Source organism: Tolypothrix sp. PCC 7712, assembly GCF_025860405.1.
GTDB classification, from domain to species: domain Bacteria; phylum Cyanobacteriota; class Cyanobacteriia; order Cyanobacteriales; family Nostocaceae; genus Aulosira; species Aulosira diplosiphon.
Genome location: NZ_CP063785.1, coordinates 3,154,661 through 3,180,476, shown reverse-complemented (window position 1 = coordinate 3,180,476; position 25,816 = coordinate 3,154,661). Strand labels below are relative to the sequence as shown.

The window sequence follows — 25,816 nt, the reverse complement described above, 5'->3', positions numbered from 1 at the left end:
ACTTGACTCAAGATTCCGAGCGTGAAGTAAACAAGCTTAATACTGAGGCAAGACCTACAGAAATTGCTGCTGATTTAGGATTAGGTGGTTGGGCTTCTTTAATGTTCAGCTTGGCAGCATATTTTAACGCTACAGGATGTTGGGGATTCAGCTTTAATGCTTGGCGAATATAAACTGTTGCCATTCCCTGGAAGTTCTGCTTAAAATATGCAACGCCTAATAACGCATGATAGTCACTAATTTTTGGTTCTAGTTTGATGGCCTCACGTAATTCTTGCACACAACTTGCCCAGTTGCTTTGGTTAGCATACTGAACAGCTCGCTGGTAGTGACGATCCGCATAGTTTTGTTCGACGGGCTGAACATGATTTTTTTGGTCTACTTTCTGTTCCACTGATTTTTCTCTGAGTTTCGGAATTAGGGACATCGCTGCTTTTAGTAACAACAGGTGGATATTTTGCAACTATTCGGTACACTAAAAACCGAGAATTTTATTTTTTGTGGCTAAGACTAGGTTGAACTAAAATCTAGCTCAAATTTTTGCTATTTAAGAAATTTCCTCAGCCCAAGTTTATGTAATATATTATATTACATAATAGATATAAATAACTACTAGGAAATACAATGAATTTGGGCAATTCCTCTGTATCTAGGTTATTTGAATATAGCCTACTTATTGAGAACTGATCAGCCATAGCAAAAATCAATAAAATAGATTCATATACATTAGGAGAAGTATAAATATTTGCTGTAGAGAACAAGCCGAAGGCAGCACAGCCAATGTCATAGTTAAGTTTGTTTGCAACTTATAGCCGTAACCATCGGTAATTGGTAGTGGGTGAGCAACAAAAACATCAAACACTCAATGCCCAACACCAAACAATAAGCTGCATTTATGCAAGTGCTTTGCTAGGATGACTATCTAATTGTAGGTAATGTACTAGTGGTAAATTGGGGAATATGTTAACCAAGCGAAAAAGCCGCAGCGTTGCCGCTATTTTAGCTTTTTCTGGCACGCTGACCATTTCAGGATTACATAAGTTTTATCTAGGCCAACCTGTGTGGGGAATATTGTATGTTCTGCTTTCCTGGACTCCTATCCCCAAAGTAGCCAGTGCTATTGAAGGGGTTTGGTATTTGGCTCAAGATGAAGAAGCTTTTGATCGCAATTTTAATTTTGGTAAGTCAGCAATCAAAAATTCACAGCAGGTAAGCAATCAAGTAGGAGCGATCGCAGATGCTTTGCGAGAATTAGATAAGCTGCGCCAAGATGGATTAATTTCGGAGTACGAATTTGAGCAAAAGCGCCGCCAGATGCTAGACCAAATTTCTTGACACCAGAAAAAGTATGAAAAACTGGCTATCTTTCAACCCCAGGTTACAAAAACTCCGTACCCAGCTCCTCAACGACCCTTACTATAGACTGCAATCTGGGGAAGAAATTCAGCTGGCGATCCAATTGGGGATTCACATTGATGCTAATCAAGCAACTGTAGATGATTGGTTACGCTTACCTGGGTTTTCCATTCATCAGGCGCGATCGCTCGTAGAACTTTCACGTTCCGGTGTTAAATTTTATTGTATAGAAGATATTGCAGCAGCTTTGGCGATTCCTGTGCAGCGATTACAGCCAATCAAGCCACTGCTTAATTTTGCTTACTATGACGAAGAATCTTTAGAATGTCCAGCACCTTTAATTAATCCCAATTTAGCAACAGTTGAACATTTAGCAAAAATACCTTTTATTGATATATCTTTAGCGCAAGCTGTTGTGCAAAATCGTTTAGCTGCTGGCCCTTATCGTAGCTTAGTGGATTTCCAGCAGCGTTTGGCACTACCAGCAGATGCGATCGCCCAATTAATGTATTATCTCAGGTTTTAAGTTGGGGATTGGGGATTAGGGATTGGGGACTAGGAACAATCATAATTAACTAAAAAAGCTACTTTTAATTTCTAATTTCTAGTAGTCTGTCAAGAAATAATTGACGGATAGATTTCCTGTAGAGACGGCGATTTATCGCGTCTCTCTAACAGTCAAAATGAATTTGACAGACCACTAGTCCCTAGCCTTTAATTTTAAATAAACCCAAAGCGGTCGAGGGGCCAAAAACGGAATGTGGCTCGACCAATAATATTTTTTCTGGGTAAAAAACCCCAGTAACGAGAGTCATTACTATCGTTACGATTATCACCCATGACAAAAAATTCGCCTTCTGGAACTACTTGTGGCGGGTAAGGATTATTTGGTGGTTCAGCAATATAGTCTTCTTGCAAAGCTTGACCGTTGAGATAAACTTTACCATGAGCAACACTCACAACCTCTCCCGGTTCACCAATCACCCGCTTGATAAAAGCTTGGTCTTGAGGATATCCCCGGCGTTGCAGTTCTTCTGGTGGCTGAAAAACAATAATATCACCAGTTTTAGGCGGATGAAATTTATAAGATATTTTTTCCACAACCAGGCGATCGCCTGTGTGTAAGGTGGGTAACATAGAATCCGAAGGGATAAAACGCGGTTCGGCAATAAAAGTTCGGATAAGAAATGCCAAACATAACGCGATCGCAACTAGAGTTAGATTTTCCTGCCAACTACGCCATATTTTAGATGACGCTGGGCTATCTTTTGCTTCACTTTCGTGAGGAGTCATAAAATTTTTCAGCCAGTAAAAAAAGTGGTACAAATACCTTGATTATTTTGGCACTCAAGGTATACTTGTAATCAAGTTGGGTTCTGCATTAAACCCATACAAGCATTATTAATTGGGCTATCGCATCTACCAATTATAGGCAAAAGCGCTGAAAATGAACTAAAGCCTGTCTAAGTCGATACAAGCGCAATTTTAGGTGTGGTAAATAGGTAATTCAAATACCTAATTATAATTGTTGCAATTCTAAGGCAAGGTTTTAGAGCATTATCCGTTTTATTGTCTTATTGTCTCCTTCTGAAAAGTAAGGTAAGCTAGTTGCCGACTGGTAGAGCGATACAGCCAGTCGGTTTTTCTTATTTACTTATTGGTCGCTATACACCAAATTTTTGCATAAGAGATTGCAGTAATTAATCCACAAAAGGAAAAGCTTTAAATTTGAATTTCAAATCCCAAATGTGACATTTTCCCTTATATGCAATCTTGGGATAAAAATCGCAATGATGTTGATAGGAAATATATAGATGAAACTGCAACTACAACTCTTCAATTGTTACTAAACCACCTTCAGTAAACTGAATTACCAGTTCATATTCATCAAGTAAAGCAGTACCCAATAGAGGCAATCTTCCAGTAGCGAGTACATCTACTTCCCGTTCTTCTCCATTCCAAATAATCGTAGCTTGATGTACTGGCAAAATGACATTACTATTATTAGCTAAATTTACATACATATCATAAACAAACGGAAGACCCAACACTGCTACTGCTGCTGGAGGTAGGGAAAGAAAATTTGTAAATCCTGTATCAATAACAAATTCAATACTAAAATCTGGTTGATTTGGGAGTCTAAATATTATGTTGACAGTCGCACGTCCATTTTTAATAATCCCAGAAATCACCGATAATCACGCTCCATTTCCCCACTAAAAGAAGCAGCAACTTTATAACCTATGCGAATACCAAAAAGTCGAGCAAGTGGGTTTTTATTACGTAAATATTTAGCTGATTCTATCCCTATTTTATCAACACCATATTCACCTGTTTCTATATCAATAATCACCATCTTACCAATGTTTTCTTCTGTTTCTACTTGTTGCCGAATGATATTTTCATAAAGTTCGGTAGCACGTTTGGCGACTTCTTCGCGACTTAAAAGAATAGTTTGCAAGCTTTCACTCCTGAATTTTGAATTTATCTTGATTCTATCTCAGAGCTAATTTAATACGATCGCCTGTTTCCTACAAAAAACGGTAGAGCAATTAATACTCTACCGTTTGCATTTTTTAATTTGAGATTTAATCCCAAATTTTAAATTTTAAATTTTACTCAGCACCTTGGGATAATAACTCCCGACGCTGTTGAGAACTGACTTGAACGTTACCGTTTTCATCAACATCAACCAGGGCTGTATCGCCATCTTTAATGCGACCAGAGAGAATCTCTTCAGCCAAGCTATCTTCTAACAAGCGCATAATTGCTCGACGTAATGGTCGTGCGCCGTAGCTGGGGCTGTAGCCTTCTTGGATGAGGCGGTCTTTGAAGCGGTCGGTGACTTCTAAGGTGATACCTTTTTCGGTCAGGCGACCAAATACTTCTTTGAGCATGATGTCGGCGATTTCTGTAACTTCGGCCTTGCTCAACTGACGGAAGACGATAATTTCATCTAAACGGTTGAGGAACTCTGGACGGAAGTATTGCTTCAGTTCTTCGTTCACCAAGGAGCGAATGCGGTTGTATTGCGATTCGCTAGCATCGTCTGCAAACTCGAAGCCGATACCGCCACCACCTTTTTCAATTACCTTGGAACCGATGTTAGATGTCAAAATCAACAGAGTGTTCTTAAAGTCTACGGTGCGACCTTTAGCATCGGTTAAGCGACCGTCTTCTAAGATTTGCAGCAGCATGTTGAAGACATCGGGGTGAGCTTTTTCGATTTCGTCGAATAGCACCACGGTGTAAGGTCTGCGTCTTACTGCTTCGGTTAGCTGACCGCCTTCGTTATAGCCAACGTAACCTGGAGGTGAACCGATCAGTTTGCTGACAGTGTGACGCTCCATATATTCCGACATATCTAGGCGAATCATTGCTTCCTCGGAACCGAAGAAGTAAGAAGCCAAGGATTTCGCTAATTCGGTTTTACCAACGCCTGTGGGCCCTGAGAAGACAAAGCTGGCGATGGGTCGATTGGGATTTTTCAAACCGACACGAGCGCGGCGAATTGCTCGGGAAACTGCCTTCACAGCGTCTTCTTGTCCAATTAGGCGCTGATGTAGGGTGTCTTCCATGTGCAACAGCTTCTCGGATTCGGATTCGGTGAGCTTGTTCACCGGAACTCCCGTCCAGGATGCGACGATGTGGGCAATGTCTTCTTCTGTAACTACGGGTTCTAGACCTTCGTTACCAGAAGCATTGGTTTTGCTTTGAGCGATCGCGCGAATTTCGGCTTTGATTTCCATTTCGCGATCGCGCAGTTCTCCAGCGCGGTCGAAGTCTTGGGAGCGAACTGCATCATCTTTTTCTTTTAAGATTTGGCGCAGTTCTTTGTCTAACTCTTTAGCTGCGGGGGGCAATTGGGAGTTAATCAACCGGACTCGGGAACCTGCTTCGTCGATTAAGTCGATGGCTTTATCTGGCAGATAGCGATCGCTAATATAACGATCAGACAATTTCGCTGCCGCCACCAAGGCTTCATCGGAAATTTTTAGTTTGTGGTGTTGCTCGTAGCGATCGCGCAGACCGTAGAGAATCTCAATTGTTTCATCAACTGAGGGTTCACCTACCATTACTGGTTGGAAGCGGCGCTCTAATGCTGCATCCCGTTCGATGTGTTTGCGATATTCATCTAGGGTGGTTGCACCAATACATTGCAACTCACCTCTAGCCAAAGCTGGCTTGAGGATGTTCGCAGCGTCGATTGCGCCTTCGGCTGCACCTGCACCAATCAGGGTGTGTACCTCGTCAATGACGAGAATTACGTTACCCGCCTGACGAATTTCGTCCATGATTTTCTTCAGGCGTTCTTCAAATTCACCCCGGTACTTGGTTCCGGCTACAAGTAAACCAATATCCAGTGTGACTACGCGCTTGTCTTCCAGGATGTCGGGGACATCTTTGTTGGCAATGCGGCTCGCTAAACCTTCAGCGATCGCTGTTTTACCAACCCCTGGTTCACCAATTAGCACTGGGTTATTTTTTGTCCGGCGACCCAATATTTGGATAACTCGCTCGATTTCTTTGGCGCGTCCCACCACAGGATCGAGTTTGTTGTCGGTTGCCATTTGGGTGAGGTTGGAACCAAATTCATCCAAGGTTGGAGTTTTGGTGCGCCCAGAGGGGCCTCCTTGGGTGACTTCAGCTGTTTCGCCCAACATCCGAATGACTTGGGTTCGTACCTTCGATAGATCCACGCCGAGGTTTTCCAACACCCTGGCTGCCACACCTTCCCCTTCTCGGATCAGGCCCAACAGCAGATGTTCGGTGCCAATGTAGTTATGGCCTAATTGGCGCGCTTCTTCTAAAGATAGTTCCAGAACCCGCTTTGCCCGTGGCGTAAAGGGAATTTCCACAGCAACAAAGCCCGAACCCCGTCCTATGATTTTTTCTACTTCAATTCGGGCATCTTTGAGATTGACACCCATTGATTTCAGCACCTTGGCCGCAACTCCTGTCCCTTCACCAATCAGACCCAGGAGGATCTGTTCAGTGCCGACGAAATTGTGGCCTAAACGGCGGGCCTCTTCTTGGGCCAGCATGATTACCTTAATAGCTTTTTCTGTGAAGCGTTCAAACATGGCATTTTTCCCATCACCTGCGTCGTGCCGGTACGCTGATTTTAGCACAGGCCAAGCTTTTGGATATCTGTATAAAAAAATCAAGATATCTAAGTGGTATCACCCAAGTTGATGGCGTAATTCCTGAATATTTATTACTTTTGTGTGGCTGTTGTACTGAGGAGAACAAGAGAAACAGCGTTTTTAGCTCTAATTGCCCGCAAAAAAGCGCTGGAAGTCTAGTTTTATAGCCACTTCCAAACATTTATTCTTAACATATCTATTTTGTGAAGTCAAGAATTATTAAAAATATATTTATTTTTTCAATTAAATAGTTTTAAAAAATAAATAATACTCATCAAATTTTCTTGAAGAAAGTGTATTTTTTTCATGAAGATGACCAAAAGTCAACCGCAAAGTCATCAAAAGTTACATGGGAATCAGGGGGATTGGGGATTGGGGATGAGGGAGATGAGGAAGACAAATGACAAACCCCAATTACCAATTACCCATTACCCAATGACAAATGACCAATTTTACAAAAACCGAAATTGCCAAGAGGATTTGTTGAGGCGATCGCGTACCATTGTCTCCCATTGGAGCAAAGTTGTTTGAAATTGGGGATATTGCAGGTCGGGAAGCCAAAGAATTAAAGCGTCTTCGCCATTGTCCTGATAGTAGCGCCGTCGTCGCCCAGCTGTTTTGAAGCCAAATTTTTGATATAAAGATATAGCCGCTAGGTTGGAAGCTCGAACTTCGAGGGTAGCTCGCTCCAAACCGCGATCGCTAGCTGTCTTGAGAAGGGAATAAAGTAAAGCTTGTCCTAAACCTTGACAGTGATATTGGGGATGTACTGCCAAAATCGTAATGTGGGCTTCTTCTAAAATTGACCAAAAACAACCCATTCCTAGCAAACTTAAGCTAGAAGCCGGGGAAAATAAGCCTAGTAAAACACTGTTGGGACTATCTAACTCTCGTTGGTAGCCTTCCATTGTCCAAAGACCGCCAAAACAAGCTTTATCCAGTTCTAGGATTGCGCTGAGATCGTCTGATGTCAGTAATTGCAGTTTTAACTCTAATGAGATCACAGTTATTGGATAAGATTACAAACCCTTTGTAAACTGGGAATCGGGAGACTCACTCACGCCCATAATTTGAACAAGGACAACTCTTATAGTTATGGTATCGACTCACCCCACTGGGGTTCAACAGGCTGGTAGTCAATATTTACCTGCAAGGCGTAGCACTTCGCCTAATCAAGAACTTTTACCCTTGACGGCTCAAGTAAATAGTCATGGCTGCCTAGAAATTGGTGGGTGTGATATCACAACCCTAATAAAGCAGTTTGGCTCGCCTTTATATATTTTAGATGAAGAAACCCTGCGTTCGGCTTGTCAGCAATATCGAGATGCTTTCCAGCAATATTATCAGGGAGAATCTCAAGTACTTTATGCTTCTAAAGCTTGGAATTGTTTAGCAGTTTGTGCGATTGTCGCTGATGAAGGCTTGGGAATCGATGTCGTGTCTGGGGGAGAACTCTACACCGCCCTCAGCGCTGGGGTTAGCCCAGAAAAAATTTACCTCCACGGCAATAATAAATCTCGCTCAGAGTTAATTTTAGCGATTGAGTCTGGTGTCACCATTGTGGTGGATAACTGGTATGAGTTAAAAACCTTAGTGGAAATAGCAGAGGAGCAAGGAGAAAATTCCTTCCCGCTACCCATTCGGATTATGTTGCGCTTGACACCAGGTATTGAGTGTCACACTCATGAGTACATCCGCACGGGACACTTAGATAGTAAATTTGGCTTCGATCCAAATGATTTGGATGAGGTGTTTACCTTTGTTAGTAAGCAATCAGCCTTGAATTGTGCTGGTTTACACGCTCACATTGGTTCTCAAATTTTTGAACGCCAGCCCCATCAGGATTTAGCGGCGGTCATGGTGCAGTGGTTGCGGGATGCAGCCAAGTACGGTTTAAATGTGACAGAGCTAAATGTTGGCGGTGGTTTAGGCATTCGCTATGTAGAATCAGACGATCCACCAAGTATTGATGAATGGGTCAAAGCGATTTGTGATGTAGTGCAAACAGCTTGTGCAGCAGAAAATCTACCTTTACCCAAGTTATTATCGGAACCAGGGCGATCGCTGATTGCCACAGCTTGTGTAACTGCTTATACAATAGGTTCATCAAAGGTAATTCCGGAAATCCGTACTTACATAGCAGTAGATGGAGGTATGTCAGACAATCCACGACCCATTACCTACCAATCAGAGTACCGGGCTGTGGTCGCTAACAAAATTTCTGCTCCCTTGACAGAAACTGTCACAATTGCTGGTAAGCACTGTGAATCTGGGGATATTTTGATTAAAAATGCCCAACTCCCACAAACTGAACCTGGGGATATTCTCGTAGTTATGGGAACTGGTGCTTACAATTACAGTATGGCATCTAACTACAATCGCTTACCCCGACCGGCAGCTGTTGTAGTCTCAAACGGCGAAGCAAATTTAATTTTGCAACGCGAAACTTATCAGGACTTAATTAGGCAAGATTGCCTACCAGAAAGGCTCAAGAAATAGTTCAACGTCCAAGGTCAAATGTTCAAAGTCCGGAGTTAATAAATGTTCACTCTTGACTTTTTACTCTTGACTCTGGACTATTAATTCACTGTATTTTAGAGGCAAAATATTAATCCAGATGTCATGAGAGATTGGTGGAAGCAATGGCTGACAAACCTGGGATGGTCGCAGTCCTTGCTGCTTGGGACTCTGGATATCGTATTAGTATTGGCGCTGACCTACATGATACTAGTTATTATTAGTGAGCGCCGAACGCTGTGGATGGTACGGGGATTTATTATATTAATGTTGGCTTCAGCACTAAGTAATAGGTTGGGGCTACCACTCTTAAATTTCGTACTAGAAAAGTTGGTTATTGGCTGTGCTGTAGCAATGGCAGTGGCACTCCAGTCAGAGTTTCGGCGTTTTTTAGAACAATTAGGGCGCGGCGAATTCCGCCAGTTGTTTCATCCCTCCAGTTTGGCAGTACCTAAATCTGACAGTGTAATTGATGAGATTGTTGATGCTGTCAAAGAACTGTCAAAAAACCGAATTGGCGCTTTATTGATTGTGGAAACAACAGGCCCGATTGACGAGCGAGATTTTTCTGTACCAGGAGTGAAACTGAATGCTGAGGTTACTAAAGAATTAATACAAACTATATTTCAACCGAAAACTTTATTACACGATGGGGCAACCTTGATACGTGGCTCACGGATTATTGCATCGGGTATAATTTTACCACTTTCGGGACGCACAGCCTCGCGCCAGTTGGGTACACGCCACCGGGCTGCGATGGGAATTACTGAGCGGGTCGAAAATTGCATCTGTGTTGTTGTATCAGAAGAAACTGGTTCTATTTCCTTAGCTGAGCGGGGAATTCTCAATAGACCTCTGACGATTAGGAAACTAAAAGAGTCATTAGAAGCTCTTTTATCCCCAACGGTAGATCGGGAAGCTGTGGCTCCTGGTTTGTTAAGCTTGGGTCGTCAGCTTAATACTAAGGCACTAGTACTGGTTTCAAGGTTACTAGGATTACCACGTCTTCGACGCGCTACGCGAACGACCGCCTCTCGAGATAAAAAATGAAAGCACAACAAACTGAATTACAAGATTTGCCCCCTGGCTTAAAACGAGAATTACTGCCCAAACACGTTGCGGTGATTATGGATGGCAATGGTCGATGGGCTAAACGTCAAGGTCTACCCCGGATTATGGGTCATAAACGGGGAGTAGATGCACTCAAAGATTTGCTGCGTTGTTGTAAAGATTGGGGAATTCAGGCGTTAACAGCTTACGCTTTTTCCACAGAAAACTGGAAAAGACCCCAAGAAGAAGTTGATTTTTTGATGACTCTATTTCAAAGAGTTTTACGCCAAGAACTGCGGGAAATGGTGGAAGAGAACGTGCAAATTCAGTTCGTGGGGAATTTGAATGCACTACCGCGATCGCTCCAAGAAGAAATTTCCCGTTCAATGGCAGAAACTAAGGATAATCGCAGTATCCGGTTTACAGTAGCCACCAATTATGGTGGACGGCAAGAAATTTTACAGGCTTGTCGGGCGATCGCCCAAAAAGTTCAACAAGGTCTAATTCAACCCGATGAAATTGATGAGGCGGTATTTGAACGCCACTTATATACAGCAGGTATTGCCGATCCAGATTTATTAATACGTACTAGTGGCGAAATGCGCCTCTCAAATTTCCTTTTATGGCAAATGGCTTATGGTGAATTTTATATTACTGAAACACTCTGGCCAGATTTTGACCGCGTAGAATTCCACCGCGCTTTGTGTGCTTATCAGCAACGGGAACGGCGGTTTGGTGCGGTTTAGGGGTTGGGGATTGGGGATTGGGGACTGGGGACTGGGGACTGGGGATTGGGGACTGGGGATTGGGGAGATGTAGACGCTTTGCGGCTTCCCGCAGGGTGGGAGATGAGGTGGATAAGGGAGATTAGGGAGAAATAATAAACACCCATTACCCATTACTCATTACTCATTACTCATTACCCATTACTCATTACTCATTACTCATTACTCATTACTCATTACCCATTACTCATTACTCATTACCCATTACTCATTACTCATTACTCATTACCCATTACTCATTACTCATTACCCATTACTCATTACTCATTACCCATTACTCATTACTCATTACTCATTACTCATTACCCATTACTCATTACCCATTACTCATTACTCATTACTCATTACTCATTACTCATTACTCATTACTCATTACTCATTACCCATTACCAATTACCAATTACCCGATCCCTTATGGCCCAGCAAAAACCGCTTGCTCAATATCTTCCCGGCTGAGGGAATATTTAAATGAACGGAGGATGTCTTGGTGATTTTCTCCGGCTTCGATATAGCGCACTGTTAGTTGCTCAACATCAAGGGAGAGATCAGCTTGCCAAGTAGGGCGTTTTACGTGCCAACAATGTAACTCTGCTTCATTTTGTTGACAGCCTTGGTCTTTTAACCACTGCTCAATTTGTGGCAGGGTGTGGTTATATAAGGGTGCATCTGGAGGAAGAAAAGACATGATTAAGTTTAAAATTACACATTAACAAAAGTGATTTTCAATTCCCAAAAAGCTGGCTGATGGTGCCGTTTGGTGAATTTGCTGCTGACTTGTAACAGGTTGTGGAAGCTGTTGTGTTTGAAAAGCCGCCTCACCACGGGTTAAACCAATAGCGATCGCGAGTAACAGACAACCCAAAAACGTTAACACTAGCATAAATAATGCAAAGATTTCCCCCGATGAGAGTGGGCGATCGCTAGCATCTAAGTAAGCAGATTTTGACCAGTCATAGGTCTTCTGCACGGGATGGTTCAAATCGGCAGGTGCTTGAATCACTCCAAAGCGGGAATAGCCGATTTTTAAGTCGTAATTTAACCTACGTTCTGGGTTACTCAAAGTAGCGTATGCTTCATTGAGTCGCTGAAATTTAGCTGTAGCAAGAGTAGCAGGTAAATCGGTAGTATCAGGATGATAGCGTTTACTCAGTTCTCGGTACGCTCGACGGATGTCGATTACCGATGCCGAGGGATGCAGTCCTAGCAGGGAGTAATATGTGGGTTCGCTGCTTTGTGGCATTGCCCCATGTTGATTCACGGCTGATTGAGTCACCTTGCGATCAAGTTTTTCTTAATATTGTAAACCTCAATTTATGATGAAAACCTGCCTCTCATCCATTACGTTTTTTGGGTTGGGAATCACTTTGTTATCGATGTATAGCAATCATCTAGTTGTTGCACAAAATAGCAAGAGCGAAGAGTTCATTGCTAGGGGTACAGAACCATTTTGGAGCGTAACTGTAGGTAAAAGCGCAATTATTTACTCTTCCCCTGACAAGCCGAAACAAACCTTTCCGTACATTAAACCTTTAACAGCACAAGGCCGTCCAGCAGATTTAGTACGTGTTTACCGCTTAAAAAATAGGATAAACAGTATATTAATCATCAAGCAAGTCGATACTTGTAGTGATGGAATGTCAGATAAAAACTATCCTTACTCAGCAATTTTCATTCTGGGTAATCAAGTTTTTGAGGGTTGTGCTGAGAAGAAATAAAAGACAGGATAACAGTAAATTTATCAGGACTTACGCAAGCAAAATTTGTCATTGCGACCGGAACAAAGTGTAGGGAAGCAATCCCAGAATCTCAGGCGATTACGTCGCTGCGCTCGTAATGACGTAATTACGTGACTTTTGCGTAAGTCCTATTTATTTATTTTACGTTTACTGTTATCCTATTTCTCAAAAATTCAATTTTTAGATTTTCTCAGATTCCGTGATTAACTTACTTCTTTGGGAAATATCAAAGGTTCATCTGGCGCTATGTTGATTTGATAGTTCTGTGAGCCTAAAAACTTGGTATTCACTACTTCTTGGTAAGTAGCTAAGTCAGTCTGCCATTTACCTATAACTTGTACTAGGTTAGCTAAACGCGTTTTCGGATCGTCTTGAGCGATCGCATGGCTAAAATTAGCGGAAAATAAAATTGCTGGCAGTTGGGTTTTGTCAGGTAATTGTAGCCCAACTTCATTAATATCTAAGAATAGTTGCGTATCCTGAAGGGTATAAATAAACCGCAATGCAGCTTGCACAGGTGCCGTACCAAACTCTTTCCAAGGGCCTGATTGTAGCAGTTTACCAAAGATATAGTTATGGGCTATGTTGTTCTGCTCGAAAATCACGTAGCCTCTAAAACTAATACTAACTGCTTGATAATTAACTTGAGTTAGTGTCTCAACATACTTGCGAGCTATTGCAGGAATAGATACATCTTGCAATTCTTTAGTAGGAATTGGCTCCGAGAAAACAATTCTATTAACTTCCGCAGTTATACTGATACCATTTTGATAGACAACTTGAGCTGCAGAGTTTGTCACAATGGGCTGTCTGCCTAATTCCCAATCACTAGGAACAATACCACTATATTTGAGAAAGTCTGGTGTCAAAACCGCAGGGTTATGCTGCCTAACTGCGATCGCTATGACAAATTCTTGAACTTCTAAGCTTTGGGTCATATATTTTTTCTCTAATTTTTACTTCGGTTATTACTTAATATTTTTGGTATAATAGCTTAATTTTTACACCATTTCAATAATTTTTGTTAAAAATTGCCACGCCAATAGGCAGTGCGTTACTGATAGCGTAACGCACTGCCTATTACGTTTGATGTGTTAAGGAAAAATAAACTACATCGGCGCAGTAGGATGCGTTAAGGACTAAGTAACGCATCCTACAAATAAATTGTGATTAGGCTTTTCTATAGTTAGCATCTAACCAACAGCGCGGTAAGCTTTCACCTGAAGGAAAAACTAACTCATCTTTTTTGAAGATATCTGTTTCTTGTTCTTCTTGACCTTCTTGATCTTGTCCGTGAATAGTATCATTATTAGGGTCAAGTAATTCTTGTACATCAACTATTTTGACTAAATCTCCAGTATCTTTGAGTTGTAAAAACATATTTGTTAATCCTCAATTAATTGCTCAGTAAATTTTTCGTATGCGACAAATTGCCTCACCCATTTTTATCACTAATCATGGGTTCGAGAAAACTCTCTCTTGGCAGAAAAGATGCTGGTAATTCTATTACTTTTATCTGATAGATAAGGATATAAGGTATTGGATTGGGCGTTGCTTTTCTCGCCATATAGAGAAAAGTTAGACACACTTTGAATTAAATCTTCTAAGTCTACTACGCACCAGTTAATCAAGCAGTTGGGCAAATTAATATCTGTCACTGACAATCAAAGTATGTAATCTTATAACTTCAGAATTGCTCACTTTTACTGCGTTGATTGTCTAATGAGATGACTATGGGATTGTTGCCCAATCTTATTTTCTCAGGATTTTTTATTTATTAACTGCTTATTTAACAAAACTTAGGTATTTTCAGCATCAAAAGATGGCCTTTACACTTCTGATTAATTACTATTCATTGCCAAGTTCAAACTGAGGATTTATTGCCATCAAACAGTATGTACTGATATTACCTATAACTTGTTCTAGTAGGTATTAAACAAAAAGTGCTGAGTTAAAAGTTCTGAATGCTGGGTGAGTGGCCCTACTCAAGCCTCAGTAATCAGGACTCTTGACTCAGCACTGCTGACAAAGGAACAAGTAACATAGCTCCTGATCGAGAAGAAAGTTAAATTTCTCGTTGATATTTTTCTAAAATATCTACTAAGTTAACCTGGCATTGCAGTGGGAGTAAATCTATTAAAGGGATTTCCTTTCTACCACCGCCAATTTTGACAGGAATTGATTCTAATACTGCTGTCACACGGTTTTCGGTAACACTATTAGAAGTAATTAGAGGATAGAGCTGTTCGGCAACAACGGTATGCAGTTTGGCATTGGATAAATAAAGATGCCACTTAGCAATATCAATGTAAACATTGTCACCAATTTCGGCTGCTAGGGCTTCTAGCAGTTCTGTGGTGTTAGTCTTAGCCATAAAAATCACCCCATATCAACAAAGAGCGTTAACTCTCAGGCTCTTTCTCATTATCGCTCAATTGGTTAGGCTATCTCTACAGTCACAGGTTACAATCGCCCCAGCATTAACAGTCCGTCTTCAGGTGGATTTTGGTGGCGTATCGGAATAGTTAGCGATCGCACTAATATAAAGCAGATGCACCGACAATACCACAATCCAACTGACTGTTAACCAAGGCAGCCATTCCCAGTTAGTTGCTTTGAGATTGTGGACAAACCACAACCCAGAGTTAATCGTAGCTGCGATCGCTACGTGAACAGCGAAATTCATTCTGTCATCAATTTTGCGGTAGGCTGGGTCTTTGCGATCGGGTTTGGTAGGCCAACGAGGAGGCATAAATATTTGTTACAGATTGTGACACACCTACTTATTCTAAGGGTGTTCGGGGTGCAGTTGCTATTAGAGTGAGAAAATGGGCATGGGGCATGGGGCATTGGGCATGGGGCATTGGGCATAGATAGGAAAGATTATCTTGCTTGATAGTGGCAAAACCTTTTATGAATGACTTTCTTGAAAATAGGAAATAGAGAACACAGAAATATATATTTTCATATCTTAATTTGAGGCGTGGAGGTTGAGCGCGTTAGCCCTACTTTTAAGAAGATGGCGAATTTTCGTAAGCAGATTCTATGGTTGTGAGCAGTTTTTTAATGTCATAGGGTTTATTGACAAAATAAGAAATACCCAGAGATGAAGCTAATTCATCCACTTGGTTATAAGCAGTCACTAATACAACTGCTAACTTAATTCCTCTAGCCTGGAGATTTTGATAAACTTCAGCGCCAGTCAGTTCTGGCATTCTATTATCTAAAATTAATAAGTCTGGTTGTTGTGCCAGAACTTGTTCTAAGGCTTCTTTACCATCTTTTGCTTCTCTTACCTCCCACCCTTCTTGCTCAAGTAAAAAAGCCAGCATGGTGCGACTGTCGCTGTCATCGTCTGCAATTACCAATTTGCGCTTTGCTAAACTTTGAAGGCTCATAACTTGGTTTTGGCTATGGATAAGCAAAGACTATACGGAGTTAATTGCGAATGGTCAATATTTATTGCTGAACTTGCCATAAAATTTACTTGTGCGAATTGAGCATTTTGCACCTTGTTTATTGATAGTTCTATTGTCCCATTTTGACCTGCAAGTTCAAAAGCTTGGAAAAAACAACGCAATATATTACGTAACAGAGTTTGAGGATCGGCAAGCACTGTAATTTCCTCTTTCCAATTAGCCACAATTTCAATTTTACGAATAGCAACTTCTGTAGATAAAATCTCTATCACATCATTGATACTCTCAATGAGTGGCAGAGATTGAACGCTACCAGTCTCTAATGATGCCAAATTGCGCCAAATATGAGCGCGACGGCGAAAGATTTCAATGGATTGTTCTGCTTGTTTGAGTAGCTGCGCTGCATACTCCCAGCGATTAACAGCCACCATCCGCGAGATCACCTCAAGTTTTAAGCGTGCGGCTTGATGTACTTGAATCAAATCCTGGCGTAATTCTTCTAATGGCTCATATTCGTCTGGTTGTGAAGCTAGTACACGATGAACATCTGTTTCTAAATTTGCGATCGCAAATTCGGCTTCAATAGCATGGGAAGCACATCGCAATATTTCTTTCAGGCGTTTTCTCGCATCTGCACGCCGCAAAGAAATACTCAACACTCCAACAATTTCTTGTTTATCGTTTCGCAGTGGTATACCTTGGCAAATAAAAGGCTGAAATCCTTCGATAAAATGCTCTGCGGAAATAATTTCTACGTAATTTTCTTCTGCTAAAGGTGTGCCAATCCCATTAGCGCCAGCCACAGCTTCTGACAGTAAAGAACCTGGTTGCGGAAAGGGTTCTGGCCCGTTGACAGTCTGCTCATCACCAATTACATCTAATAGAATAGCTTGGCGATCGCCTAACATGATCGCATGGCGTTCTTGCCCTGCCGCCTGTGATAGCATTCGGAAATAGGGACGCACTACATCAATTAAATAATTATTTCTTTGGAGCAGATGCTCTGTGTCTCGCCTAGATAATTGTTCTGCTTGTAACGCCAGAGGGTTAGCTCCTTGCAGGTGGGATCTTTCCCAAGCGCGATAAACTGGCGATCGCAACTTATGAGAGGCTATTGCACCAGTAGTTCTGTATAAACGTCCTGCTTCGACGGCATCACTCTCTAGATGTGGCATAAATTAGGATTTAGTGATGTGTAATGTTGCTTTTGTCTTTTAATTTTGCAATTTAAATTTGTAATTTTATTTGCTGATATTGAGCGAAAATTTTCAGCTACTAATAATCAACTCTGCTGCTTTTAATTTGCAATTTTTGATTTAATATCCTGGATTTCGATTTGGCTAACTCTGATGATGCCAGCTTTATACAGCAGAGATTCTCTCTTTTTGTACAGCCAACACTTCAGAAAATAGCATGAATAATACTATTGATGTTCAGTTTGAATTTGTCAATGTCTATTAAATCACATATTGATTTAAGATTTATGCTTTAGGTTACGAATTATCAACTATCATTTAGGAGTTTTTAACAGAATTTCACCTTTTACAAAAACAAATTAAATAAATCAAATTTTATTACTCTCTAATACCAATTGGAAAAATCATGAGACAAATAAATTCCTTTGAACTTGAATTTTATGAGTAAAAATCTCATCAGGAATTTCATGTATAGCGGTTATTTTTTTGATTTTAACTGTATTATTTCCTTCCTTTGCTATTGTTCATTGTTGACTGTTGACGGTTCACAGTTAACAGTCAACAGTCAACGACTTGAACGGAATAATTTATTTTTTTGAGTTCCCTTACCCCTTCCCCTTTACCCTTTACCCCAACCACCACAGAAATTTTTGGCACTTAGCCACTAATTCTTGCGGAATAATCTCCGGATTTTCCGCCACTTTTGCTAATTAAGCGAATTGATTCAATTTGAATGGATTTTTCTAAGGCTTTTGCCATATCGTATAAAGTTAAAGCTGCCACAGAGACAGCAGTTAAAGCTTCCATCTCTACGCCAGTTTCGGCTTTGGTTTTGACGGTAGCCTGAATTTGATAGCCGGGGAGTTGGGAATCTGGTATCACTTCGACTTCAACTTTCTGCAACGGCAAAGGATGGCATAACGGAATTAAATTAGCTGTTTGTTTTGCAGCCATAATTCCCGCTATCCTTGCAGTACCTAGGACATCGCCTTTGGGAGCATTCCCAGCTTGAATGGCGGTAAAAGTTTCCGGTAGCATTCGCACCTGAGCAGCAGCTACAGCTTGGCGTACAGTAGCCACTTTCGCCGACACATCTACCATTTGTGCCTGTCCTTGTTGGTCGAGATGAGTGAGGTTAGGAAAATTAGCAGCAAAATTGTCTTGCATGATTTTTAAAGAACGTGTTAATATAATTTTCTGACAGGGGCGTGTAGCTCAGTGGACTAGAGCACGTGGCTACGGACCACGGTGTCGGGGGTTCGAATCCCTCCTCGCCCGTTAAAAGAAGAAGACCCAATCAAAGATTGGGTCTTCTTCTTTTTATCAAGATTGATTCAGGGAATAAGCATCTTTGCTACGACCCAAGGCAAAGCGCAGGGAATCAGCAAAGTTTTTATTGCCTTGAGTTAGGAAAATTAACAGCGCCAGCACAGTTAAGCCACCGCAAAAACTAAACATATTGCGGTACCCAACTTGTTCAGCAAGTGAACCAAAAATTGGGCCAGCGATCGCAATACCAAAATCTAACCCCATAATACAAAGTGAAAATACCCTTCCCCTTTCTTGCGGCAGAGAGCGATCGGCAATTACTGTAGAAATCATAGGCATGAGGATACCAGAACCCGCACCCTCTAAAGTTCCCGCGATTAAGAAAATATTGGCGGTGGTAGCAAAAGCTAGTATGAGCATCGAAATTGCATAAATAAAGAGGCTGAGAGTAATAAATAAACCTCTACCATAGCGATCGCTCGCTTTACCAGTGAAAAAGCGGACGCTAAAACTAGCAAGTGCGCCAGCTGTATAGAATAAGCCTGGGTTTAAATCTACTCGCGCGGCTTTAATAAATAAAGGTACAAAGGTATGCAAAGCCCCAAACGCCAAGCCAATCATCAGCATAATGCTGGCTAAAACTCTAACTCTGGGACTGAATAATAATTGCCAAAATTTGCCCTGATTACTATCAGTTTTGTTTTGCTTGTGGATTGGAGGATTAACAATCGGAACAATACACAATAAACCCATCCCCGCCAATCCTGTAGATAGTAAAAATAACAGCGTGTAACCACTGGTTGCTTGTAAATAACCTCCCAAAGCGGGGCCAATAGCTGCACCAATGGGAGTTACCAAACTCATGTAGCCCATGATTTCACCACGATTTTTTTCTGGTGCTAAATCTGCTACCAATGCTAAGTAACCAGTTGTAAAAGCTGCAACACTTAGCCCATGAAACGCCCGCACTGCCATTAACCCCGGAATTGATTGTACTAATATGTAACCCAGAGGTGAGATCGCATTCACTAACATCCCAATTATTAAGACTATTTTCCGTCCCCTTTGGTCTGCTAAATGCCCAAACACGGAGCGAAATAGTAACATTCCAATAGCAAAACAACCAAGCACAATACCTATTTGTTGCTTAGTTGCGCCCACATCTTCCATATAAAGTGGTAGCGTTGGTAACAAAGCAGCCAAGCTAGACCAGAATAATAAACCTGCTGCAAATAAAGACAGTAATATATATTGATTTTTCAATACTTCAGCCTTTAATTTTAACTTACTGATTAAAAAATAGATTTATGGCATTACAGCTATTTTACCAGCTATCACATTCATCTCTAGTACAAGTCGGCGTAAATCAACAGACCATCTGTAATTGCTAAAATGCTTGTGCTATAAACATTCTTTCTTTTGACTTTTGCCTTGTTGTACTAGTTATTTGCTGTCAAGCTATACCTTAATTACCTGTTGAAAAGCCCTACATAGCGCACGTAGAAAATTGTTACAAGGATTTGTTACACAAAGTTTTCAAACATTGAGACAGCTACAAATTAATGATTTTTATATAAAAAGGTAATTCTGTCAAAGAAATTTCAACCAACAAATAATAGCCCCATCTAATATTGTTAGATGGGGCTATTAGGAGTATCAAGATATGTGCAGTTTCACATTAAAATGGTATGAATAATTTATTTTTTTACCAATAATATTTAACTTGGTATTAATTAATTTTTTTGATGGTGCATTAGGTAGATTACCTATGCACCTTACTCATACAAACATGCAGACATTTTTTATTTCCTATTTATCAGTCAGCAATTCCTCAACCCAATTATTAATCAGTAATATCTATCTTTCAAATTGATATTCTGTCTAAGCCTATCCATCCGTTGATGGTTTCACGTTTGTTTGTGCAAACAAGGCCTTCAGATTCGTGACGACCATCCACAATGGTCGGTAGCTCTTCTACAAAATGTTCTGATAATAAGCAGGATTGATGTCCTAGAAATACTGGCATTCTTTGCCAACAATGTCGGCAGAACCAGTATAGATCAGAACCATTGATATGTAGCAGCAGCAAGTTAGAGCAGCAAGGACAGTAATTCATATTTGCAAGTTCTGCAATCAGCTGAACTAGAAAAATTCACTATCAACACTTTTAAGATAATTGTGAAATGTGAGGAACTTGTGAAGAAAGTTAAGTTATTCTTGTTTTTGTAATTTTTGTATACATTTTGCAATATATGAGTTGGATTGTTAATAATTGCTTCCATAAACTAAAAAAAAGAAAACTCTTTTGGATTTTAGTTTTGAGGCTGATGTAAAAACAAATTACTAATAGCTATATCTTCACAAGATCCTCAAATTATCCTTATATATAAATGAGTGTAGGGCTTGGGATCAAAACAAATAATACATTGCTCTTCAGTATCTCTATTTCTTTAAGGAACTTAAAATTATGCTAGAAATCTTGGATAATCAAGAAATATCTCGCTCAGTTTCCAAAGAACAAGCATTTGTATTACCTTTAAGTGACGTAGGTATTGCAGACATTCCTTTAGTTGGAGGCAAAAATGCTTCTTTAGGGGAAATGATTCAGCGACTCCGGCGCAGAGGTGTAAAAGTTCCTACAGGGTTTGCTACCACTGCTTACGCATATAAATACTTTATTTCTGCGGCTGGTTTGGAAACAAAACTTAGAGAAATTTTTGCTGATTTAGATGTAGAAGATGTGCAAAATCTCCGGCAATGTGGGAAGAAAGCAAGGTTATTAATGCTGCAAACTCCCTTTCCTGTAGAATTACAGGAAGCGATCGCCCAAGCTTATCGCAGTCTTTGTCAGCAATATGATGCTGAAATAGATACTGATGTAGCTGTTCGTTCTAGTGCGACTGCGGAAGATTTACCCGATGCTAGCTTTGCGGGACAGCAAGAAACTTATTTAAATGTTCATGGCTTAGAAGCTGTATTAGAAGCTTGTCACAAATGCTTTGCTTCTATTTTTACCGATCGCGCCATTTCCTATCGCCAAATTAAGGGTTTTGACCACTTCAATGTTGCCCTGTCGGTAGGCGTGCAAAAAATGGTACGTTCTGACTTGGCTAGTTCTGGTGTCATGTTCTCTATTGATACGGAAACTGGCTTTAAAGACGCAGCTTTAATTACTGCTGCTTACGGTTTAGGTGAAAACGTTGTTCAAGGCGCAGTTAACCCCGACGAATATTTAGTATTTAAGCCCACATTAAAACAAGGATACCGCCCAATTATCAGGAAAAGCCTTGGCAGTAAAGAAATTAAGATGGTTTATGATCTGGGCGGCTCAAAATTAACTAAAAATATCTCCGTCGCTGCATCGGAACGGAATATATTTGCTCTCAATGATGAGGAGATTTTACAACTTGCTAATTGGGCTTGCATCATTGAAGAACATTACTCCCAAGTCCGTGGTACATATACGCCAATGGATATTGAATGGGCAAAAGATGGGATTAGCAATGAACTGTTTATTGTCCAAGCGCGTCCAGAAACAGTGCAGTCCCAAAAGACGGGGAATATATTGCGGACTTATAGATTGGGGACTGGGGATTGGGGACTGGGGACTGGGAAAGACGATATTCAATCCCTAGTTCCTTTAGTTACAGGCCGTAGCGTCGGTGAGATGATTGGGCAAGGGAAAGCCAGAGTAATTTTAGATGTGCATCAAATTAATCAGTTTCAAGCTGGAGAAATACTCGTAACTAACCGCACCGATCCAGACTGGGAACCGATTATGAAACGGGCTAGTGCGATTGTAACTAATGCTGGCGGACGTACTTGTCATGCAGCAATTATTGCCAGGGAGTTAGGAATTCCGGCGATTGTTGGTTGTGGTAATGCGACTACTATCTTAAAAACTGGGCAAGAAATTACTGTTAGTTGTGCAGAAGGTGAAACCGGAAAAGTTTACCCAGGTTTATTACCTTTTGAAATTCAAGAATTACCATTAGAAAAACTGCCACACACCCACACTCAAATTATGATGAATGTGGGCAATCCAGAAGAAGCATTTGGTTTTGCAGCTATTCCTAATGATGGTGTAGGATTAGCGCGAATGGAATTTATTATTGCTAACCACATCAAAGCCCATCCTTTAGCCTTGATTCATTTTGATGAATTAGAAGACGAACTAGCTAAATACAAAATAGCTGAGTTAACTACTCAATATGAAAATAAAGCGCAATTCTTTGTAGATAAAGTAGCTGAAGGTATTGGTACGATCGCAGCTGCTTTTTATCCCAAACCTGTAATTGTGCGGCTGTCTGATTTCAAGAGTAACGAATACGCCAATCTCTTAGGTGGTAAACAATTTGAACCCAAAGAAGAAAACCCGATGATTGGCTGGCGTGGTGCTTCGCGCTACTACGATCAACGCTATCGTGAAGGCTTTGCTTTGGAATGTCAGGCGATGAAGCAAGTACGCGATCGCATGGGCTTAACCAACATTATTTTAATGATACCGTTCTGCCGGACTCCCGAAGAAGGGCGGCGAGTATTAGCTGAGATGGCAAACAATGGTTTAGTCAGAGGCGAAAACGGCTTACAAGTTTACGTAATGTGCGAATTGCCCAGTAACGTGATTCTCGCAGACGAATTTGCTCAAGTATTTGATGGCTTCTCCATCGGTTCCAATGACTTAACGCAATTAACCCTGGGATTGGATCGAGATTCAGAATTAGTTGCCCATCTATTTGATGAACGCAATCAAGCTGTGAAGCGAACAATCGCCACAGCTATCCAAACAGTTAAACAGCATGGACGCAAAATTGGTATTTGCGGCCAAGCACCGAGTGATTACCCAGAATTCGCCCGCTTCCTTGTCGAACAAGGAATTGATTCCATCAGCCTCAATCCTGATTCAGTACTGAAAACACTCCTAGAAATTGCTAATGCAGAAGCTAGGGGATGAGGGGGATGAGGGAGATGAGGGGGATGAGGGGGATGAGGGGGATGAGGGAGATGAAGAGAAATAACCATTACCCATTACCCATTACCCATTACCCATTACCCATTACCCATTACCCATTACCCATTACCCATTACCCATTACCCATTCCCCATTCCCCATTCCCCATGCCCAAATACTAAATAAGGAGTAATCATTATGTTTCACAAAATTTTGGTTGCGGTTAATAATTCAGAAATTGGTCAACAAGTTTTTGATCAGGCTTTAGCTTTAGCGAAAGCAACTAATGCGGAATTAATGTTGCTCTATGTGCTTTCACCTTTTGATGAGCGGTATCCCAATCCTCCAGGTATAGCTACAGATGGAATTTACGCTCCTTTCACTCCTGATGATGTCAACTATTATCTGGGACAGTGGGAATCTTTAAAGCGTGAAGGGGTAGAATTTTTGACGTTGTTAAACAATAAAGCGATCGCTCAAGGTGTCAATGCAGAATACACTCAGGAATTTGGCGATCCTAGTCGAATTATTTGCGATTTAGCCCGTAGTTGGCAAGCTGATTTAATTATTCTCGGTCGGCGTGGACTAACGGGAATTAGCGAGTTTTTCTTAGGTAGCGTTAGCAATTATGTGCTGCATCATGCTCCCTGTTCAGTTTTAGCAGTACAAGGGGTAGTTGATGCTGTTAAAGAAAATTCCCCAGCCACGGTAGCAGGTTCAGCTTGATTTTTACAAGCAGTTTAATCCATGAGTATCATCTTTATTCCCTAACAATCGGACTTCCAACCCTTAACTTATATGCTGTCTTCAAGCTTAAAAACTCCCGATTTTGGTGTGGATCTATCCAATCCCCAAGCCTTACTCACCGCCTTACAACAGCTTCGCAAATGTGTTTATCAAGAAGGACAGGAGATTTTTCACGAATGGCGATCGCGCATTCATAGACCAGCTTTTATTAATAGTAGTCTCAACTTAGCTTATTATTTAGCACTGCGGCGTTATGACTTGCGGGAATTGCAAATGGCTTTGTTACCTTGGGGTTTATGTTCATTAGGACATATTGAAACTAAGGTTTTAGCTCATTTAGATGCAGTAATTGCTACTTTAGCAGCTGCTTGTGATGTTAAGTTAAATTCTCCCATTAGTCACCCACCATTAGAGGAATTTTTTGAAGGCGATCGCTTGCTGCAAGAACAAACTGAGGCGCTGTTTGGTAAGACCCTTCGTCACCGTCGAGTCAGAATTATGGTGACATTGCCTACAGAAGCAGCTAGCAATTATGAGTTAGTCCGGAATCTCATTCACCAGGGAACTGATTGTGTGCGGATTAACTGCTCTCATGATACTCCGACTGAATGGTCTGCCATGATTGCGAATGTGCGGTTGGCAGAAGCAGAGATGAAACATCCCTGCAAAATTTTAATGGATTTAGGCGGGCCGAAACCGCGAATTGAATTTACTCTCGCGCCTAATGGTAAACGTCACATCTGTCGTGGAGATTTGCTGCTGCTGACTCGTGATGTATCCACCACTGTTGGATCTAGTTGTTTCCAAGCAAGTTGTACTTTACCGGAAGTACTAGATCAAATACAGTTAGGCGCGAGAGTATGGATTGATGATGGTCATATAGGTGGACTTGTAGAATCTATCACCGATGAAGGTATTTGGATAAGGATTACTCAGACTCGCCTCAAAGGTAATAAACTCCAACTTGATAAAGGCTTAAACTTTCCTGATACAGATTTGCACTTAAGTCCACTCACAAATCAAGACAAACAAGATCTAGACTTTATCGCTAGCCACGCCGAACTAGTGGATATTATTGGCTACTCCTTTGTGCAAAAAGCTGAAGATATCGCGCTTTTACAACAGGAATTACAAGCTAGGTTACCAGCAGGTTCTCCCATCCCTGCGATCGTCGCTAAAATCGAAACCCCATTGGCTGTTAGCAACCTGCCAGAATTAATTGTGCAAGCAGCAGGTCAACAACCCTTTGGCATTATGATTGCTAGAGGGGATTTAGCTGTGGAAATTGGTTACCAGCGTCTAGCAGAAATTCAAGAAGAAATTCTGTGGTTATGTGAAGCTGCCCATGTGCCTGTAATTTGGGCTACTCAAGTTTTAGAAAATCTCGTGAAACACGGAATGCCTTCACGGGCAGAAATGACTGATGCAGCAATGGCAGAAAGGGCTGAGTGTGTGATGTTGAACAAAGGCCCCTATATTGTCCAGGCTGTAACAATTTTAGATGATGTACTCACCAGAATGCAGGCACATCAAATGAAGAAAACACACCAATTGCGCGCTTTACGTTCCTGGTAAAAGTAGCGCTGGTTTTTTGCACAATTTTTGAACAAGCATCTGCTAATTTGCATATCTCATTTCAATTA

At 41.1% G+C, this 25,816-nt stretch carries 27 protein-coding genes and 1 tRNA gene; 11 read left to right on the top strand and 17 right to left on the bottom strand.

Features of this window, described 5'->3' with window-relative positions; all coding sequences use genetic code 11:
* Nucleotides 1–7 precede the first annotated feature (7 nt).
* Nucleotides 8–427, bottom strand: coding sequence for a tetratricopeptide repeat protein (locus HGR01_RS13160; protein WP_052335411.1), 420 nt, complete (start codon nucleotides 425–427; stop codon nucleotides 8–10).
* A 533-nt stretch (nucleotides 428–960) separates the two neighbouring features.
* On the opposite strand from HGR01_RS13160, the gene HGR01_RS13155 reads away from it, so the two are divergent.
* Together HGR01_RS13155 and HGR01_RS13150 are read left to right on the top strand one after the other, a co-directional pair.
* Complete coding sequence (locus tag HGR01_RS13155) at nucleotides 961–1,335, top strand: NINE protein (RefSeq protein WP_045874012.1); 375 nt, start codon at nucleotides 961–963, stop codon at nucleotides 1,333–1,335.
* A 13-nt stretch (nucleotides 1,336–1,348) separates the two neighbouring features.
* Entirely contained in the window at nucleotides 1,349–1,882 is a 534-nt protein-coding gene (locus HGR01_RS13150) for a helix-hairpin-helix domain-containing protein (protein WP_045874013.1), read from the top strand.
* Nucleotides 1,883–2,076: 194 nt separating this feature from the next.
* Here the strand turns inward: HGR01_RS13150 and lepB are convergent, their stop codons facing one another.
* The 5 genes from lepB to rimI all read right to left on the bottom strand — a co-directional run bounded on the left by lepB (nucleotide 2,077) and on the right by rimI (nucleotide 7,507).
* Entirely contained in the window at nucleotides 2,077–2,649 is a 573-nt protein-coding gene (gene lepB, locus HGR01_RS13145) for a signal peptidase I (protein ID WP_045874014.1), read from the bottom strand.
* A 533-nt stretch (nucleotides 2,650–3,182) separates the two neighbouring features.
* Nucleotides 3,183–3,548, bottom strand: coding sequence for a clan AA aspartic protease (locus HGR01_RS13140; protein WP_045874015.1), 366 nt, complete (start codon nucleotides 3,546–3,548; stop codon nucleotides 3,183–3,185).
* The gene (locus HGR01_RS13135) at nucleotides 3,545–3,817 is read right to left on the bottom strand and encodes a hypothetical protein (RefSeq protein WP_045874016.1); all 273 of its coding nucleotides are present in this window, start codon (nucleotides 3,815–3,817) and stop codon (nucleotides 3,545–3,547) included. The genes HGR01_RS13140 and HGR01_RS13135 overlap by 4 nt, the downstream gene beginning before the upstream one ends.
* A 154-nt stretch (nucleotides 3,818–3,971) precedes the next feature.
* Nucleotides 3,972–6,440, bottom strand: a complete 2,469-nt coding sequence (locus tag HGR01_RS13130; RefSeq protein ID WP_045874017.1) for an ATP-dependent Clp protease ATP-binding subunit — start codon at nucleotides 6,438–6,440, stop codon at nucleotides 3,972–3,974.
* A 515-nt stretch (nucleotides 6,441–6,955) separates the two neighbouring features.
* Entirely contained in the window at nucleotides 6,956–7,507 is a 552-nt protein-coding gene (rimI, locus tag HGR01_RS13125) for a ribosomal protein S18-alanine N-acetyltransferase (RefSeq protein WP_045874018.1), read from the bottom strand.
* 91 nt (nucleotides 7,508–7,598) lie between these two features.
* Between rimI and lysA the strand changes: the two genes are divergently transcribed.
* The 3 genes from lysA to HGR01_RS13110 all read left to right on the top strand — a co-directional run bounded on the left by lysA (nucleotide 7,599) and on the right by HGR01_RS13110 (nucleotide 10,816).
* Entirely contained in the window at nucleotides 7,599–9,002 is a 1,404-nt protein-coding gene (gene lysA, locus HGR01_RS13120; RefSeq protein ID WP_045874019.1) for a diaminopimelate decarboxylase, read from the top strand.
* A 123-nt stretch (nucleotides 9,003–9,125) separates the two neighbouring features.
* Nucleotides 9,126–10,070, top strand: a complete 945-nt coding sequence (gene cdaA, locus HGR01_RS13115) for a diadenylate cyclase CdaA (protein ID WP_045874020.1) — start codon at nucleotides 9,126–9,128, stop codon at nucleotides 10,068–10,070.
* Nucleotides 10,067–10,816, top strand: coding sequence for an isoprenyl transferase (locus tag HGR01_RS13110; RefSeq protein WP_045874021.1), 750 nt, complete (start codon nucleotides 10,067–10,069; stop codon nucleotides 10,814–10,816). Before cdaA ends, HGR01_RS13110 begins: the two co-directional genes overlap by 4 nt.
* A gap of 451 nt (nucleotides 10,817–11,267) precedes the next feature.
* Here HGR01_RS13110 and HGR01_RS13105 read toward each other — a convergent pair whose 3' ends face one another.
* Entirely contained in the window at nucleotides 11,268–11,540 is a 273-nt protein-coding gene (locus HGR01_RS13105; protein WP_045874022.1) for a DUF3143 domain-containing protein, read from the bottom strand.
* Between the two features lie 21 nt (nucleotides 11,541–11,561).
* Complete coding sequence (locus tag HGR01_RS13100; protein ID WP_045874023.1) at nucleotides 11,562–12,095, bottom strand: J domain-containing protein; 534 nt, start codon at nucleotides 12,093–12,095, stop codon at nucleotides 11,562–11,564.
* A gap of 133 nt (nucleotides 12,096–12,228) precedes the next feature.
* Between HGR01_RS13100 and HGR01_RS13095 the strand changes: the two genes are divergently transcribed.
* Entirely contained in the window at nucleotides 12,229–12,570 is a 342-nt protein-coding gene (locus HGR01_RS13095; protein WP_228045728.1) for a COG3650 family protein, read from the top strand.
* Nucleotides 12,571–12,794: 224 nt separating this feature from the next.
* On the opposite strand, the gene HGR01_RS13090 is transcribed toward HGR01_RS13095, so the two are convergent.
* From HGR01_RS13090 to moaC, 8 genes are all read right to left on the bottom strand, one after another.
* Nucleotides 12,795–13,529: a hypothetical protein gene (locus tag HGR01_RS13090; protein ID WP_045874025.1), complete on the bottom strand. Its 735-nt coding sequence runs from the start codon at nucleotides 13,527–13,529 to the stop codon at nucleotides 12,795–12,797.
* 232 nt (nucleotides 13,530–13,761) lie between these two features.
* Nucleotides 13,762–13,971 carry a hypothetical protein gene (locus HGR01_RS13085; RefSeq protein WP_045874026.1) on the bottom strand — a complete coding sequence of 70 codons (210 nt, stop codon included), beginning with the start codon at nucleotides 13,969–13,971 and terminating at the stop codon, nucleotides 13,762–13,764.
* Between the two features lie 71 nt (nucleotides 13,972–14,042).
* A complete protein-coding gene (locus tag HGR01_RS13080) occupies nucleotides 14,043–14,249 on the bottom strand; it encodes a hypothetical protein (protein WP_045874027.1) in 207 nt (68 codons plus the stop codon).
* 407 nt (nucleotides 14,250–14,656) lie between these two features.
* The gene (locus HGR01_RS13075; protein WP_045874028.1) at nucleotides 14,657–14,965 is read right to left on the bottom strand and encodes a DUF3181 family protein; all 309 of its coding nucleotides are present in this window, start codon (nucleotides 14,963–14,965) and stop codon (nucleotides 14,657–14,659) included.
* 120 nt (nucleotides 14,966–15,085) lie between these two features.
* The gene (locus HGR01_RS13070; RefSeq protein WP_045874029.1) at nucleotides 15,086–15,343 is read right to left on the bottom strand and encodes a 2TM domain-containing protein; all 258 of its coding nucleotides are present in this window, start codon (nucleotides 15,341–15,343) and stop codon (nucleotides 15,086–15,088) included.
* Between the two features lie 259 nt (nucleotides 15,344–15,602).
* The gene (locus tag HGR01_RS13065) at nucleotides 15,603–15,989 is read right to left on the bottom strand and encodes a response regulator (RefSeq protein ID WP_045874030.1); all 387 of its coding nucleotides are present in this window, start codon (nucleotides 15,987–15,989) and stop codon (nucleotides 15,603–15,605) included.
* Nucleotides 15,986–17,185 carry a hypothetical protein gene (locus tag HGR01_RS13060; protein WP_045874031.1) on the bottom strand — a complete coding sequence of 400 codons (1,200 nt, stop codon included), beginning with the start codon at nucleotides 17,183–17,185 and terminating at the stop codon, nucleotides 15,986–15,988. Before HGR01_RS13060 ends, HGR01_RS13065 begins: the two co-directional genes overlap by 4 nt.
* A 678-nt stretch (nucleotides 17,186–17,863) precedes the next feature.
* On the bottom strand, nucleotides 17,864–18,373 hold the full coding sequence (gene moaC, locus HGR01_RS13055) for a cyclic pyranopterin monophosphate synthase MoaC (RefSeq protein ID WP_045874032.1): 510 nt from the start codon (nucleotides 18,371–18,373) through the stop codon (nucleotides 17,864–17,866).
* A gap of 37 nt (nucleotides 18,374–18,410) precedes the next feature.
* On the opposite strand from moaC, the gene HGR01_RS13050 reads away from it, so the two are divergent.
* Nucleotides 18,411–18,484, top strand: a tRNA-Arg gene (locus HGR01_RS13050).
* Nucleotides 18,485–18,529: 45 nt separating this feature from the next.
* On the opposite strand, the gene HGR01_RS13045 is transcribed toward HGR01_RS13050, so the two are convergent.
* Nucleotides 18,530–19,738, bottom strand: a complete 1,209-nt coding sequence (locus HGR01_RS13045) for an MFS transporter (RefSeq protein ID WP_228045727.1) — start codon at nucleotides 19,736–19,738, stop codon at nucleotides 18,530–18,532.
* 1,204 nt (nucleotides 19,739–20,942) lie between these two features.
* On the opposite strand from HGR01_RS13045, the gene ppsA reads away from it, so the two are divergent.
* The 4 genes from ppsA (at nucleotide 20,943) to HGR01_RS13025 (ending at nucleotide 25,748) form a co-directional block, all read left to right on the top strand.
* Complete coding sequence (ppsA, locus tag HGR01_RS13040) at nucleotides 20,943–23,429, top strand: phosphoenolpyruvate synthase (protein ID WP_045874034.1); 2,487 nt, start codon at nucleotides 20,943–20,945, stop codon at nucleotides 23,427–23,429.
* A 50-nt stretch (nucleotides 23,430–23,479) separates the two neighbouring features.
* Nucleotides 23,480–23,608, top strand: coding sequence for an alpha/beta hydrolase (locus tag HGR01_RS13035; RefSeq protein WP_155539605.1), 129 nt, complete (start codon nucleotides 23,480–23,482; stop codon nucleotides 23,606–23,608).
* A 16-nt stretch (nucleotides 23,609–23,624) separates the two neighbouring features.
* On the top strand, nucleotides 23,625–24,152 hold the full coding sequence (locus HGR01_RS13030; RefSeq protein WP_045874035.1) for a universal stress protein: 528 nt from the start codon (nucleotides 23,625–23,627) through the stop codon (nucleotides 24,150–24,152).
* 72 nt (nucleotides 24,153–24,224) lie between these two features.
* Nucleotides 24,225–25,748, top strand: a complete 1,524-nt coding sequence (locus HGR01_RS13025; RefSeq protein WP_045874036.1) for a pyruvate kinase — start codon at nucleotides 24,225–24,227, stop codon at nucleotides 25,746–25,748.
* Nucleotides 25,749–25,816 lie beyond the last annotated feature (68 nt).

What these genes read in the sequence shown, in the direction of transcription:
- HGR01_RS13155 (WP_045874012.1), top strand. Translation starts at nt 961, where the DNA reads ATGTTAACCAAGCGAAAAAGCCGCAGCGTTGCCGCTATTTTAGCTTTT.
- HGR01_RS13095 (WP_228045728.1), top strand. Translation starts at nt 12,229, where the DNA reads ATGTATAGCAATCATCTAGTTGTTGCACAAAATAGCAAGAGCGAAGAG.
- HGR01_RS13160 (WP_052335411.1), bottom strand. Translation starts at nt 427, where the DNA reads ATGTCCCTAATTCCGAAACTCAGAGAAAAATCAGTGGAACAGAAAGTA.
- lepB (WP_045874014.1), bottom strand. Translation starts at nt 2,649, where the DNA reads ATGACTCCTCACGAAAGTGAAGCAAAAGATAGCCCAGCGTCATCTAAA.
- HGR01_RS13130 (WP_045874017.1), bottom strand. Translation starts at nt 6,440, where the DNA reads ATGTTTGAACGCTTCACAGAAAAAGCTATTAAGGTAATCATGCTGGCC.
- HGR01_RS13100 (WP_045874023.1), bottom strand. Translation starts at nt 12,095, where the DNA reads ATGCCACAAAGCAGCGAACCCACATATTACTCCCTGCTAGGACTGCAT.
- cdaA (WP_045874020.1), top strand. Translation starts at nt 9,126, where the DNA reads ATGAGAGATTGGTGGAAGCAATGGCTGACAAACCTGGGATGGTCGCAG.
- moaC (WP_045874032.1), bottom strand. Translation starts at nt 18,373, where the DNA reads ATGCAAGACAATTTTGCTGCTAATTTTCCTAACCTCACTCATCTCGAC.
- HGR01_RS13075 (WP_045874028.1), bottom strand. Translation starts at nt 14,965, where the DNA reads ATGGCTAAGACTAACACCACAGAACTGCTAGAAGCCCTAGCAGCCGAA.
- HGR01_RS13025 (WP_045874036.1), top strand. Translation starts at nt 24,225, where the DNA reads ATGCTGTCTTCAAGCTTAAAAACTCCCGATTTTGGTGTGGATCTATCC.
- HGR01_RS13110 (WP_045874021.1), top strand. Translation starts at nt 10,067, where the DNA reads ATGAAAGCACAACAAACTGAATTACAAGATTTGCCCCCTGGCTTAAAA.
- HGR01_RS13085 (WP_045874026.1), bottom strand. Translation starts at nt 13,971, where the DNA reads ATGTTTTTACAACTCAAAGATACTGGAGATTTAGTCAAAATAGTTGAT.
- ppsA (WP_045874034.1), top strand. Translation starts at nt 20,943, where the DNA reads ATGCTAGAAATCTTGGATAATCAAGAAATATCTCGCTCAGTTTCCAAA.
- HGR01_RS13065 (WP_045874030.1), bottom strand. Translation starts at nt 15,989, where the DNA reads ATGAGCCTTCAAAGTTTAGCAAAGCGCAAATTGGTAATTGCAGACGAT.
- HGR01_RS13105 (WP_045874022.1), bottom strand. Translation starts at nt 11,540, where the DNA reads ATGTCTTTTCTTCCTCCAGATGCACCCTTATATAACCACACCCTGCCA.
- lysA (WP_045874019.1), top strand. Translation starts at nt 7,599, where the DNA reads ATGGTATCGACTCACCCCACTGGGGTTCAACAGGCTGGTAGTCAATAT.
- HGR01_RS13070 (WP_045874029.1), bottom strand. Translation starts at nt 15,343, where the DNA reads ATGCCTCCTCGTTGGCCTACCAAACCCGATCGCAAAGACCCAGCCTAC.
- HGR01_RS13035 (WP_155539605.1), top strand. Translation starts at nt 23,480, where the DNA reads ATGAAGAGAAATAACCATTACCCATTACCCATTACCCATTACCCATTA.
- HGR01_RS13150 (WP_045874013.1), top strand. Translation starts at nt 1,349, where the DNA reads ATGAAAAACTGGCTATCTTTCAACCCCAGGTTACAAAAACTCCGTACC.
- HGR01_RS13060 (WP_045874031.1), bottom strand. Translation starts at nt 17,185, where the DNA reads ATGCCACATCTAGAGAGTGATGCCGTCGAAGCAGGACGTTTATACAGA.
- HGR01_RS13090 (WP_045874025.1), bottom strand. Translation starts at nt 13,529, where the DNA reads ATGACCCAAAGCTTAGAAGTTCAAGAATTTGTCATAGCGATCGCAGTT.
- HGR01_RS13030 (WP_045874035.1), top strand. Translation starts at nt 23,625, where the DNA reads ATGTTTCACAAAATTTTGGTTGCGGTTAATAATTCAGAAATTGGTCAA.